Origin of the sequence: Arcticibacter tournemirensis (genome assembly GCF_006716645.1) — a bacterium.
In the GTDB taxonomy this organism is placed as follows: Bacteria; Bacteroidota; Bacteroidia; order Sphingobacteriales; family Sphingobacteriaceae; genus Arcticibacter; species Arcticibacter tournemirensis.
Map to the genome: position 1 here is coordinate 175482 of NZ_VFPL01000001.1, position 14144 is coordinate 189625.

Annotated in this window: 10 protein-coding genes; 7 read left to right on the plus strand and 3 right to left on the minus strand. The window is 44.7% G+C overall.

The annotated features are described in order from the left end of the window. Positions 1–69 precede the first annotated feature (69 nt). The 7 genes from BDE36_RS00760 (at position 70) to purT (ending at position 12178) form a co-directional block, all read left to right on the plus strand. Positions 70–3204, plus strand: a complete 3135-nt coding sequence (locus BDE36_RS00760; RefSeq protein ID WP_141813359.1) for a SusC/RagA family TonB-linked outer membrane protein — start codon at positions 70–72, stop codon at positions 3202–3204. A 10-nt stretch (positions 3205–3214) separates the two neighbouring features. Then, on the plus strand, positions 3215–4846 hold the full coding sequence (locus BDE36_RS00765) for a RagB/SusD family nutrient uptake outer membrane protein (protein WP_141813360.1): 1632 nt from the start codon (positions 3215–3217) through the stop codon (positions 4844–4846). Positions 4847–4851: 5 nt separating this feature from the next. Further along, positions 4852–5829: a DUF5017 domain-containing protein gene (locus tag BDE36_RS00770; RefSeq protein WP_141813361.1), complete on the plus strand. Its 978-nt coding sequence runs from the start codon at positions 4852–4854 to the stop codon at positions 5827–5829. 34 nt (positions 5830–5863) lie between these two features. Further along, entirely contained in the window at positions 5864–7102 is a 1239-nt protein-coding gene (locus BDE36_RS00775) for a glycoside hydrolase family 88 protein (RefSeq protein ID WP_141813362.1), read from the plus strand. 11 nt (positions 7103–7113) lie between these two features. Next, a complete protein-coding gene (locus BDE36_RS00780; protein WP_141813363.1) occupies positions 7114–9006 on the plus strand; it encodes a heparinase II/III domain-containing protein in 1893 nt (630 codons plus the stop codon). Then, a complete protein-coding gene (locus BDE36_RS00785) occupies positions 9000–10940 on the plus strand; it encodes a sialate O-acetylesterase (protein ID WP_141813364.1) in 1941 nt (646 codons plus the stop codon). The genes BDE36_RS00780 and BDE36_RS00785 overlap by 7 nt, the downstream gene beginning before the upstream one ends. A 62-nt stretch (positions 10941–11002) precedes the next feature. Then, positions 11003–12178: a formate-dependent phosphoribosylglycinamide formyltransferase gene (gene purT / locus BDE36_RS00790; RefSeq protein WP_141813365.1), complete on the plus strand. Its 1176-nt coding sequence runs from the start codon at positions 11003–11005 to the stop codon at positions 12176–12178. A 4-nt stretch (positions 12179–12182) separates the two neighbouring features. On the opposite strand, the gene BDE36_RS00795 is transcribed toward purT, so the two are convergent. From BDE36_RS00795 to BDE36_RS00805, 3 genes are all read right to left on the minus strand, one after another. Next, on the minus strand, positions 12183–12893 hold the full coding sequence (locus tag BDE36_RS00795; RefSeq protein ID WP_141813366.1) for a hypothetical protein: 711 nt from the start codon (positions 12891–12893) through the stop codon (positions 12183–12185). A 42-nt stretch (positions 12894–12935) separates the two neighbouring features. Next, positions 12936–13673: a hypothetical protein gene (locus BDE36_RS00800; protein ID WP_141813367.1), complete on the minus strand. Its 738-nt coding sequence runs from the start codon at positions 13671–13673 to the stop codon at positions 12936–12938. Between the two features lie 147 nt (positions 13674–13820). Continuing rightward, positions 13821–14144, minus strand: a complete 324-nt coding sequence (locus BDE36_RS00805) for a nuclear transport factor 2-like protein (RefSeq protein WP_141813368.1) — start codon at positions 14142–14144, stop codon at positions 13821–13823.

Below are 14144 nucleotides of genomic sequence, written 5' to 3' on the forward strand. Positions count from 1 at the left end.
AAATGGAGTGCACGACGTGGTCTGCCTTCAGATAAATAAACTATTAAACTAATATTAAACGAGTTGCGGATGACACTATTATTTTACCATGAAGCGGGTAAAGGAAAGGTCTTTTTTTTAAAACCCTTTCTTGCCTTGTCTGCCTTCCTGTTCTTTTCATTAAACGCCTTCTCTCAAAAGAATATCTCAGGATATGTAAGAGATACAGAAGGACCAATACCAGGCATTAATGTAACCGTTAAAGGAAAGGCAGGCGGCACCCAAACCAATGCCGGAGGCAGGTTTAAGATCAACGCCGGTTTAAACGACATAATTGTTATTTCAGGTGTGGGATACGAGTCTGTAGAGCTAAGGGTCGATTCAAGAAATGAGTATACCATAACTTTGAGAAATAAGGTAAACGACCTGAGTGAAGTGGTCGTCATTGGTTATGGCACAGTTTCAAAGCGCGATCTAACCGGAGCTGTCGAAAAGGCTGATATAAAAGAAATGCAAAAAGCGCCAGTGCTGGGTTTCGATCAGAGCCTGGCCGGAAGGGTCGCTGGCGTAAACGTAGTTTCGGCCGAAGGCCGCCCGGGTGCCGAAGCTGACATTGTAATCAGAGGAGCCAATTCTCTAACCCAAAATAACAACCCCCTATATGTTATAGACGGTTTTCCCCTAGAAACTTCTATGAGCAATGCCATAGATCCTAAAGACATAGAGTCTATTGAGATCCTCAAAGATGCCTCAGCTACCGCGATTTACGGTGCCAGAGGAGCCAATGGGGTCATTATGATCACAACGAAGGCAGGTAAAGGGACGAAGCCGACCATAGCTTACGACGGTTTCTTTGGAACACAATCAGTAACCAGGAAGATGGATCTAATGGATGGTTACGAGTTTGTAAAACTTCAGAGCGAAGTTTTCAATGAAGAGACTATGAACAAGTATTACTTTTTCGATGGACGGACGTTAGAAGACTATCGCGGGACCGGTATTGATTTTCAGGATCAGTTGTTCCGTACGGCGCCCATGCAAAAACATGGTTTGTCGTTAATGTCCGGAGCCGGCACCACTAAGTACAATCTATCTCTTTCGTATACCGGGCAGGATGGAGTTGTAATAAATACCGGATTCGACCGGCTGCAGGGGCGTTTTTCACTAGACCAGGAATATAGGAAATGGTTAAAAGTGGGCACCAAACTTTCCTATTCGCACACAAAATACAGCGGAACCTTTCTTTCTGAGGGGACAAGTACTTACAGTTTAATGCAAAATACATGGTCTTACAGGCCTGTTACCGGCTCAAGTGATTTTGATCTGGAAAATGATCTCTTTGATCCGATACTTAATTCTAACGACAACTACCGCATCAATCCGATCATCGCAGTTAACAACGAGCTGAACGACAATAACTACACTTTTTTCACTGGTAATGGATATGTGGAGATCGATCTCATGCGGAATTTAAAATTCAGAAGCACCGTGGGCTACTCTAAAAACAGTACAAGGAACGATGTTTTTAATAATTCAAAAAGCCGCAGCGGAAATCCTCTTACCAGCTCGCTTGGCGTAAATGGAGCACTCGGATTTAACGAGAGGTCTAACTGGCTTACAGAAAACACCCTTACTTATACCAGAAAGAAAGGCAGTCATAATCTTGATGTATTGGGTGGCTTATCTATGCAGCACGAAAATTATCTGTACAACTATACAAGAATGCAACAGGTTCCATACGAAACCCTGGGCATGAGCGGATTAGACCAGGGTAGTTTTTATTCAATGAGCACCTATCGGAATGAATGGTCGTTGATGTCATTCTACGGACGACTGAATTACAACTATAAGTGGAGGTATTACCTTACCGCTACCATGCGCGGAGATGGATCTTCTAAATTTTCCGACCGTAACCGCTGGGGCTATTTCCCTTCAGCTTCATTAATGTGGCGTTTTACAGGTGAGAACTTCATGAAGAAGTTAACGTTCATTAATGACGGAAAGCTACGTGCCAGCTGGGGTATGACCGGAAATAACAGAGTCGGCGAATACGCCTCGTTAGCGCAGATAACTGCCGAACGGCCTGATAAATATTACTTTGGAGGAGTGCCGGTTATCGGAACAGCAAAAACGACCATGGGCAATCCCGACCTTAAATGGGAAACAACCATACAAAGCAATATAGGTCTGGATCTTACGATGTTTAATAAACGCGTAAACCTGACCGTGGATGCTTATCAAAAACGAACCAAAGACTTACTGTTGAATGCTCAGCTCCCCGGTTCGTCTGGTTATATGGCTTCCTTCAAAAACATCGGTGAAGTCGAAAACAAGGGCCTTGAATTTACCCTGAACACGCGAAACATTAGTAAACCAGCTTTTTCGTGGCAAACTAACTTCAATATATCTTTCAATAAAAACAAGGTCCTGGGGCTTACCGAAAATCAGCAAACGCTGGTAAGCACAGTTTTCTGGGAATTCAGTCGCGACACCCAACCAGCATACATTGCCCGGATTGGTGAGCCAATGGGTCTGATGTTCGGTTATGTCTATGAAGGAACCTACAAACCCGATGAGTTTACCCAAACAGCGGGCGATTTCTACCTGAGGGATAATGTTGCTTACCCCGGAACCAGGAGAAATGTGAGGCCTGGCGACATGAAGTACAGCGACATTAATGATGACGGCATTATCGACGGAAACGACCGCACCATCATTGGCAACGGCGTTCCGGTGCATACGGGCGGTATTACCAATACGTTCACCTATAAGAATTTCGATTTAAGCGTATTCTTTCAATGGTCGTACGGCAATGATATTCTCAATGCAAATAAATACATGTTCGAGCGCTATTTTATGCAGAATTCTAACATGTACGCTTCTTATAGTAACAGGTGGACGCCTGAAAACCCCTACAGTGACATTCCACGGGTGAACGAGGGGTCGGGAAGTTACTATTCGTCTTATGGCATAGAAGATGGTTCATATTTGCGGCTCAAAACCCTTTCACTCGGGTATGCCATCCCACAGAAAAGCCTCGCAAAATCCTTTCTGCAAAATTTACGGCTATACCTGTCGGCGCAGAACCTCTGGACATTAACCAACTACTCTGGCATGGACCCTGAAGTGTCTACCCGCAATAGCGCTTTAACACCCGGTTTTGATTTTTCAGCCTATCCCCGCGCCGCAACAATTACAATAGGACTTAATATGAGCTTAAAATAAAAGAAACAAGATGAGAAACAGATTTTTATTCGTTTACGTTTTTTGCCTGTCAACTTGTTTAACCGCATGCGATAAGTTCCTCGAAACAACACCCAAAGATTTTCTGTCCCCCGAAAACTATTACAATACAGAAGATGATATCGTAAATGCTCTCGGAGCAGTATACGTTACTTTAGGCAGTAATTACACGTACGGCCGGTATATGGTGATCGATGGCGCCATGGACGATCTTGGGTACTGGAACCAGACAGAAGTTAACCTGATCGACAGGCTTTCGGGCTGGAATTACACAGCAGCCCAGCCTCAGATCGCGATGATGTGGCAGCGACTTTATGAAGGTATCGAAAGGGCGAATGTCCTGCTTGAAAATATTGACGATGCGGAAATGAGTGATGCCGCAAGTGAGAGGTACCGGGGCGAGGCTATTTTCTTAAGGGCCTATTACCATTATTTATTGGCCGACCTCTGGGGAGACGTACCTATGCGCCTTACTTCCAATCAGGCTGTAACCGATGTGAATATTGAACCGACACCAGCCCTGGCCGTTATTGAACACTCAGCAGCAGACATCGAAGAGGTGATCGGAAAAGGGATGCTGCAAGCAGCTGCCGCCTATCCGCATAGCAGCAGGGTTACGATAACAGTAGCGCAAGGCATCCTGGCCAGAATATACCTTAAAATGGCCGGTGAGCCTTTTAAGATTCAGGGAATGTACGAAAAAGCACTCCATTGGGCAAGCCTGGTAAAATCAAGCGGACAACATTCCCTGAATCCTGATTATGACAGGATATTTATCAACCATTCACAGGATTTATATGATACGCAATACCGGGAAAGTATGTGGGAAGCTGAGTTTAACGGCAATTCGACTACAGATCCCGGCAAATCTGACAAATACAGCTGGGTGGGCGTTACCAACGGTATTATTTGTTACGATCCTTCCGACGCACTGGGTTATTCATATGGATATATCCGCACAAGGTTAAAGCTGTGGGACCTGTTCGAAGCCGCTGACAAGCGTAAGAGCCGGAGCATTGCTTCGTATAGGTATAACACTACCGACAACACGAAATACAATGAAAGACTTACGACCTTTAGCTCTGTAGCCGAACGGTGCTCAGCAAAGTGGCGAAGAGAAGAAGAGACATTAAAACCTAAAGACAAAAACTTCAATGCTACCAATTTTCCTATACTTCGCTATTCAGACGTATTGCTGATGATTGCAGAAGCTGAAAATGAATTAAACGGACCAACAGCCACGGCATTAAACGCAATCAACGAAGTAAGGCAAAGAGCAGGTGTAAAGAGCTACAGCACAGCGTCCGGGCCCGATGTAATTACTATTTCGGGGAAAGATGATCTTCGCGAAGCAGTGAGAGACGAACGAGCAAGAGAGCTGTGCTGGGAGGGGATCAGGCGCCATGACCTGATACGTTGGGGCATTTTTGAAGAGGCTATGCAGCAAGCGGCTGCCGAGCCATTCATTGCAGCGAATGTTGGTAACGGGCGCACCGCGAACGCGTCTCAACGCACCATAATGGCAGCAATAGCGGGTAAAATGTCTGAAAAATACCGGCTATACCCCGTTCCCCAAAAAGAATTAAATCTGAATAATAAAATGAGACAAAACAGATTCTGGTAGTTACAATGAAAAAGAGCATTTTAATACTAATATTTGCCGGGATCCTCGCCTGTGTATCTTGCGAGGACAACAGGCTAGATGTCCCCCAGTTTAGCGTTACCGTAGATACCGGGAACGCTGTAGGGTTCGATGATGCCGGAACACCAGTGTTTAAAAAGGGCAGCAGCGTTAAGTTCATGTTCGATGGTCAGGCCGATATGATCACATTCTACTCGGGAGAACCGGGAATGATGTATCAGCATAAAGACCGCACAAAGCTTCAGGGATTTCCCTTTATGCAATTTAATACTCAAATGGAAAATGGGAATATGCCTCCCGGATTCCTATCGGTATTGCTTTCTTCCGATTTTGCAGGGTTTACAAAGAACAGGGAAACTGATGTCCGGAATATCTCAGACGCCACCTGGACTGACGTCACAGAGCAATGTAATATTCCCCTCACACAGACCACTCAATTATCTCCACGCATAGACTTGTCTGCTTATGCCGGCAAACCCCTATACGTAGCTTTTAGATATAACAGGCCTGCAAATACGGATTTCCCAAGATACCAGATCAAGAACTTCAGAATCCAAAATGAGGCAGATGGAACAGCATACGAAATAATGACGACCAGAAACGCCGGATGGACTGCTTTTGATTTCAATGCACCTGCCAATACCGACCCGTACGCTTCTACCGGTGGCGGAACGGCAAACAGGATATGGGATTTACGAAATGCCACATCGGATGACCGGATCGCCATAGGTTATAACAGCCAGATTAACAATAACGACTGGGCAATCACGGCTGCAATCGACCTTACATCGGTTTCACCGGATCTCGGGCAAGGCATCAAGGCCTATAACGACGACCGATTAAAAGAATATCGCTATATATTCAATACCGCCGGAACCTTTACGGTTAGTTTCCTTACTACCAATTCAAGATATTCAGAAACAAAAACCTCTTTAAAAGAAGTGACCATCACAGTCGAAGAATAAACATCACAGCTTAAATAACATCAAAATTTTTGAAATGAAATACTATATTCCAGCGTTTTTAATACTTGCCTTCTTTACAATAGCATTTACCGGCGACCCATCGGAAGAACGTTTTATACAGGAGAACTTCCATTTTTCGGGCAAGCAGTTAAGTTCTTTGTTGAATGAGGCCAACAAGGCAGATACATTATATCCCAGAACCCTTGACGAAAACGGGAAAGTTAAGCTGACCAATAAATACGAGTGGACATCTGGTTTTTTTGCGGGTACTTTATGGTATGCTTTTGAAGGATCAAAAGATTTAAATTTAAAGAAGGAAGCAATCAAATGGACAGAGAAACTCGAGCCACTCAAAAACTTCACGAGGCATCATGATCTGGGCTTCATGATGTATTGCAGCTATGGTAATGCCTACCGGTTAACCGGAAATAAAAAATATAAAGACATTCTGATACAGGCAGCGACTTCGTTAAGCAGCAGGTACAGTGCGAAAACAGGCAGCATAAAATCATGGGATGTATTTGGTTCATGGCGTGGCAAAACCCGTTACAACTTCCCGGTCATTATTGATAATATGATGAACCTTGAACTGCTTTTTTTCGCATCGAAAGAAACGGGAAATCCATACTTCAAAAATATTGCAGTGAGACATGCAGAGAATGCAATGAAAAACCAGGTACGACCAGATTACAGCTGTTACCACGTGGTTTGTTACGACCCCGAAACCGGAAACGTTCTTTCGAGAGAGACAGCACAGGGATATGCCGATAATTCTACCTGGTCGAGAGGGCAGGCCTGGGGAATATACGGGTTTACCATGACCTACCGGGAAACCGGTGATAAAAGATTTCTTCAAACTGCTGTTAAAATGGCGGATTATTATCTTAATCACGCAAATCTGCCCTCTGATAAAGTCCCTTACTGGGACTTCAACGCAAATCAGGAAGGATATACACCTTCCGTACGATCGCGTGCCCCAGAAACTCCGGTAAACTATCGCGACGTTTCGGCTGCAGCCATAACGGCTTCGGCGTTGTTTGAATTAAGTACGCTTAAAGGAGTCGACGGCAATAAATACCGCGACGCAGCTGTAACGATCCTGCATTCTTTAGGCAGCCCTGCTTATAAAGCAAAAACAGGCGAAAATGGTGGCTTCATTTTAAAACATAGCGTAGGAAGCATTGCCCATCACTCAGAAATTGATGTTCCATTGATTTATGCCGACTACTATTACCTTGAAGCCTTAAACAGGTATAATAAAATGATCAACTAAAGTCTCAGATAATGTTAAACCGATATTATTCAGAATTCAGCCTGACGTCAGTTGCGATCTGTTTATTTTTCGTGCTTATCTCTCAGGGGATATACGCACAATCACTTCCGGAAACTGTTTCAAAAATCACAGAGCACCCTCGCTTATTACTTTTAAAAGGGGAAGAAAATGCCATCAGGCAGGAGCTTCAGAAAGATACTGTGCGGGGACGTGTAAACAGAGCAATCCTAACCGAGTGCGATCTTATCCTAACGCAGCCCCCTGTCGAACGGAAGATGATCGGCAGGCGGCTGCTCCAGGCTTCAAGGGAAAGTTTAAGGCGCATCTTTTTTCTGTCGTATGCATGGCGGATCACCGGAAAAGAACAATATTTCCAAAAATGCGAAAAGGAATTACTGGCCGCTGCTGCTTTTGAGGACTGGAATCCCACCCATTTCCTGGACGTTGCCGAAATGACCCTGGCATTATCAATCGGTTACGATTGGCTGTATAATGGTCTCTCTGCTAATTCACGTGACATCATCAGTAAGGCAATCATACAAAAGGGGCTGAATCCGTCTTTTGACCCCAAATACAACGGCTGGCTACGAGGATCGAATAACTGGAACCAGGTATGCAATGCCGGAATTACTTTCGGCGCGCTGGCAGTTTACGAACAGCAACCCGAATTATCTGGAAAACTAATAAACAGGGCAATAGAGAGTGTGCTTATTCCTATGAAAAAATATGCTCCCGACGGTAACTACATGGAAGGATACAGCTACTGGGCCTATGGCACCTCCTTCAATGTTTTCCTCATCAGCGCACTTGAGAAAATTTTTAAATCCGACTTTGGACTGAGCAAACAACCGGGCTTTCTGAAAACAGCATCTTTCTACGAACAGCTCACCGGAACGTCGGATATGCCGTTCAATTATGGCGACGGAGGCGGACCAGAAGGTCTGCAGCCAGCCATGTTCTGGTTTGCAGAAAAGCTGCAGGATCCATCGATACTTTACATTGAAAAAGAGAACCTGTTATCGTCTCGGTTTCATGTAAAATCAAACCGCTTACTGCCTGCGGTAATGTTATGGGGCCGGGCCATTCCGGTTGACAAAATAACGGTGCCCACTACTCTGTTCTGGGCTGGTGTAGGGGAAAACGAAGTCGCCATTCTACGGACCGGCTGGGATAAGAACGGCATTTATGTAGGTTTTAAGGCCGGCACCCCATCACTCAGCCACGCCCATATGGACATAGGTTCTTTTGTTATGGATGCCGAAGGGGTAAGATGGTCTGCTGATTTAGGTATGCAGCAGTATAATTCACTTGAATCTGCAGGTTTAGATATTTGGAATATGGCACAGAACTCACAACGCTGGCAGGTCTTCCGGTATTCAAATCCCTCGCATAGCACCTTGACCGTTAACGGGCACCACCAGAGTGTTAAGGGCAGGGCAAAAATCATCGCCAGGTCTTCTGATCCGCAGCATACAAGAGCCGTTATAGACATGTCGGAGATTTATAACGAAGATCTCGTGACGGCAAAAAGGGGAGTTGCGATTACTGGCAGAAAGTATGTGAACGTTAGAGATGAAATAGAAACCGGCGACAGCGAATGCACCATAAGATGGGCAATGCTTACACCAGCGAAAGTTAAATCGATCGAAGGCGCTCAAATCCACCTGGTCAATAAGGGAAAACACCTCAAAATGTACATCGCCGGCATAGAAGGCGCTGTGTTTAAAACCTGGAGTACCGACCCCCCGAATAATTACGATGCACCCAATCCCGGCACCACCCTGGTTGGTTTCGAGCTGAAGGTACCCGCGCATACAAAAAAGTCCTTCAATGTTATTTTGGCACCGGGAAATGAGAAAATGGAGGTTAAAAATATTAACTTAACGGCTTTAAACGAATGGTAAAGCAAATAAAGTATTATACAATCCTCCTGTGGATATTTATACCCGCAATCGTAAAATCGCAAATAAAACTTCCCAGGCTTATCAGCAACGGAATGGTATTGCAACGCGATCAAAAAGTAAATATATGGGGATGGGCCTCACCCGGAGAAAAGATCACAATCAGCTTTAATAATCATATAGTACATACAACCTGTTCTGAGAATAAAAAATGGCTGGTTACTCTACCTCCGATGAAAGCAGGAGGTCCTTTTGATATGATTATTAAGGGCAAGAACAGCGTTGTGGTCAAAGACATCCTGTTAGGTGATGTATGGCTTTGTTCAGGCCAATCCAATATGAATTTCGAGCTATACAAAGCCCGCGAGCTGTACACTAAGGAGATCGAAGCTGCTGGAAATAACCAGATCAGGGAATTTTCGGTAAAACTGCCTTCTAGTTTTGCAAAACGGGATGATGTAGAAGGAACGTGGAAACCAGCTAATCCGGGCAACGTTCTGAATTTTAGTGCAGTGGGCTATTTCTTTGCATTGAGCCTTCATAAAAAACATAAAGTTCCCGTCGGAATCATTCATTCCAGTTATTCGGGAACACCTGCAGAGGCCTGGATAAGCGAAGAAGGGCTGAAAAACTTTCCTCATTACCTTGAAAAAGCTGCCACATTTAAGGATACAGCATACGCCAATGCTGCCGTTTCGAAAGATAAACAAACCACCAGTGAATGGTTTGCAGCAATAGAACAGCATGATAAGGGACTAAAAGGCAAGGAAGCGTTGTGGGCGCAACCCTTTGCCGATACTTCAGGCTGGAGACCAATCGTCTTTCCCGGCTACTGGGAAGACCAGGGTATTGATGGTATCGATGGCGCAGTATGGGTCAAAAAAACAGTAAATGTGCCGGCGTCAATGATCGGGCAGCCGGTTTATCTGGAGCTCGGATTAATAGACGACATAGATATCACATACGTCAACGGGCAAAAAGTAGGTTCTAAAGACAATAAGTACCTGGCACGTCGTTATGAAATACCATCCCATTTGCTAAAGGAAGGAAGAAACACCCTCACCATCAGGATCATTGATAAAGAGGGCCGGGGAGGTATTGTTCCCGGCAAGAAATACAGATTTACAAATGGAAAAACAAGCATTGATCTTTCCGGAACATGGTACTATAAAACAGGTTATGCATTACCGGAACTTCCGGTATCCCGTTTCGTACGGATGGATTATATGCCAACGATCATGTACCATAGTAGGATAGAACCGATCATTGGATACACGATAAAAGGAGTAGCCTGGTACCAGGGTGAAGGAAATTCAGGTAAAGCCATTGAATACAGAAGCCTGCTGCCAGCGTTGATCGCCGACTGGCGAAAGAGATGGGGACAAGGCGATTTTCCATTCCTTATCGTTCAGCTGGCAAATTACATGGACCCTCCGCAGGTACCCCAGGAAAGCAGGTGGGCAATGCTGAGAGAATCGCAGGCAAAAGTAGCAGACTCGATACCAAACTGCGGACTGGCAGTTGCTATCGACATTGGCGATGCAAACGACCTTCACCCTTTAAACAAGAAAGAGGTTGGAAACCGGCTCGCCCTTATCGCGCAAAAAGTGGCTTACCGCGACCTGAAAGCCGTGTATCCGGTGCCCCAATACGAATCTGCCACTTTCAATGGGAGCAAGGTTATTATCTCTTTCAAACATACAGGCAGCGGTTTGACAGCAAAAAACGGGGCGCTGAAGCACTTTGCTATAGCCGGCGAAGATCGTAAATTCCGTTGGGCCGAAGCAGAGATCAAAAATGGAAAGGTAGTAGTTTGGAGTAAAGACATTGCAAAACCAGTAGCCGTAAGATATGCATGGGCCGACAACCCCGCCGGTTGTAACCTGTATACTAAAGAGGGTTTACCGGCAGCACCTTTCAGAACAGACAAATGGTGAGCTCAATCACATCTTTTTAAACAGCATTTTCGTAGTTTTGAAGCTTCAATATTTTAGCTTTTATGCAGAAAAAGATCATGCTTTTGGGCTCTGGAGAGCTGGGTAAAGAATTCGTAATAGCAGCCCAAAGGCTCGGCCAACACATCATAGCAGTAGATTCTTACGACGATGCCCCTGCACAACAGGTGGCCGACGAAAGGGAGGTGATCAATATGCTGGATGGCGCCGAACTGGATCGCATCGTAGCTAAGCACAAACCCGACATCATTGTGCCCGAGATAGAGGCCATAAGAACGGAGCGTTTTTATGATTACGAAAAACAGGGCATCCGCGTCGTACCAAGTGCTAAAGCAGCCAATTTTACAATGAACCGGAAGGCCATCAGGGATCTCGCAGCAAAAGAGCTCGGCCTGCGTACAGCCGACTATCGCTACGCAAACAACCTCGAAGAGCTTCAGGCAGCAGTAAAAGCCGTAGGCATGCCTTGCGTGGTAAAGCCACTTATGTCTTCTTCCGGCAAGGGACAGTCGGTAATCAGGAATGAAGCCGACATTGAAAAAGCATGGGAGTATGCACAACATGGCAAGCGCGGCGACCAGACCGAAGTAATCGCAGAGGCTTTTGTGAAGTTCAACTCTGAGATAACCTTACTTACAGTAACCCAGGATAGCGGTATTACCCTATTTTGCCTGCCTATAGGCCACCGGCAGGAGAATGGCGACTACAGGGAAAGCTGGCAACCCGCAGCTATAAGTCCCGAACATTTAACGGAGGCGCAGGATATGGCCGCCAAAGTAACCCGCGCACTTACGGGAGCAGGTATTTGGGGCGTTGAATTCTTCCTCGCCGATGAAGGAGTATATTTCTCAGAACTGTCGCCAAGGCCGCACGATACCGGCATGGTAACCCTGGCAGGCACACAAAACCTGTCGGAATTTGAACTGCATGCCCGTGCCGTATTAGGCTTGCCGATTGCTGAAATAACACACGAGCGAAATGGCGCAAGCGCCGTAATTCTGGCCGATACCGAAGGCAGCGAGCCGGTGTTTACCGGCGTGGAACAAGTGTTGGCGCAACCAAAAGCCGACATCCGCCTGTTCGGCAAACCTATAGCCAGGCCTCAACGCCGTATGGGGGTGGTGCTTACTTATGATGGCACCGGCACCAATGTAGATTCAATAAAAGATCGTGCAGCAGAACTCGCACAACTGGTAAAGGTAGTAACCCAGGTTCATTAAGTTTCTATTTTCCGCCATTCATGCTTGGGAACAGGGAAGTGGAAATCAAAATCTGCAGCGCCTGTTCCTTTGAAAATCCAACTTCAATGAGTGCATCGTAGTAATCTTTGTTTATTTGAGCCAGTTCCTTTAATTTTTTTGGCTGTTTCAAATAGTTCAGGTAAGAATCAATCGTGGCTTTATACATCTCCGCAAATCCCCTTACCATATCACCAGGAGGAGGGGGCGGAGTTAGAACAACCTCCGTCTCTATTCTTCTTTCTGTGAAGTGCGGTTTTTGGCTATCAGAAGTTCTTTTTTTATTCAAATTTACCCCGTAAAAGTTGAAATCATATTGTCCACCCGACTCAACTTCTATTAGGTCAAATTCCTTTACCTTTTTTGGAAGGGGCTCAAAATAAACCTTGAAAGCATGCTTCTGCTCCCCGGGAGCAAAATTATACTGACCGGGAACCAGCGGTATATCCTCAGATTTAACATAATTTAACTTCTTGCCGGTATTCGTTCTGATGAAAATAGCAGGGTCGAGCCTTATCCATCCATTGTTGTTTAAATGTTCGAAGCTTACAATCGTATTTTGCTTGGTCACTTCAACTTTGGTTATAAAGCAAATTCGGTCCCCAACGCTCTCCACGTAAGGGTCAACGTATGTTTGAGCAAAGCCGAAGCTGCAAAGAATGGAGATTAGAGAGGTTAAAATAAGTTTAGCTTTCATTGTTCTTCTTTTAATATTATGACTTCATGATATAAGATCCTGCTACTCCTCTTTGCTTACCACAACGTTTACTACGGTTTGCCAGTTCTGTATAACCTGATCGTAAAATGGCTCATCAGCCGATCCCCCCTTCCAAATAACATAGGTCTTCTTATGATCTGGCCAGGTATAGCTCCTCGCTGTTTGCAGTGCAGCTGTTGTGATTCCTGTTAACACTCTTGTCAGGTCAAAATTAAAAATCACGTTATATTTACCTGACGGATCTATTGCGATTTCTGTAACAGTGAGATTCGCTTCAAACGGATAAGAACTTCCCACCATAATGCTATCCTTCCCTCCTTCAGTATTTGTAAATGTACCTTTAAAGTCAAAAGCCATTTCCGACCTCGGCGACTTCTTAAAAAACATTTTGATCTTTACATCTCTATAAGAACCCGCAGGCAATTTGATTATACCAGCTAACGCATCTGCACTAAAAATGTCCAGTTTCTTTTCTATTGTAATTGTGGTATCAAGCAAACTATTGCTCTTCCCGGAAAAAGCAATTTTTTCTACGTAAACAGATGCGGAAGACCAGCCAACAGATACCTGACCTCCAACGGTATCAGATTTAACCGAGGCCGTTTTGCTATGTGAACCAAAAGCTTTTGCAAAATAGGAGACATCGCCATACCCCGAAGTTATCTTTTCAGAGGGATTATCTTTTTTGCAGGATATAATTGCGGATGTTGCCAGAAGTGCGCCAAGGCAACATATCAATAATAACGATTTAGGTCGCATATGATTTAGCTTGTGGGTTTAAATTTCAGTATAAATATACGAAAACTTTCAAGCTGCAACATTATTTTTATAATCGATATGGAACAGGTTTTAACCGCCAATCCTATCCCATATCTGTCAGAAATAAGATCTCCCGCCATTATCTCATTATCCGGTTATTTTCAGCGACCGGACCAACCCGTCAATGAATTCGAAATGATAATTCAGAACAATCGGACTTCCTTCAAAATCGCCAGAAATATCCGCCGTTAAAATGCTTTCTGGACCTTTCTCTACAAAGCTGATTGGCTTCATTACACTCTTATACTTCTCATTAGCGTTAGATATCCAAAGCTTGATCTCTGCTCTTCCTGTGTACGTCTGGCCCTCATCAAACACTACGGCATCTTCGGTAAAACAATTTGTATAAGCAACGCTATCATAATTGTCCTGTGCCTTAACTAAATCTGCTACTACTTTTGGTAAATTCAT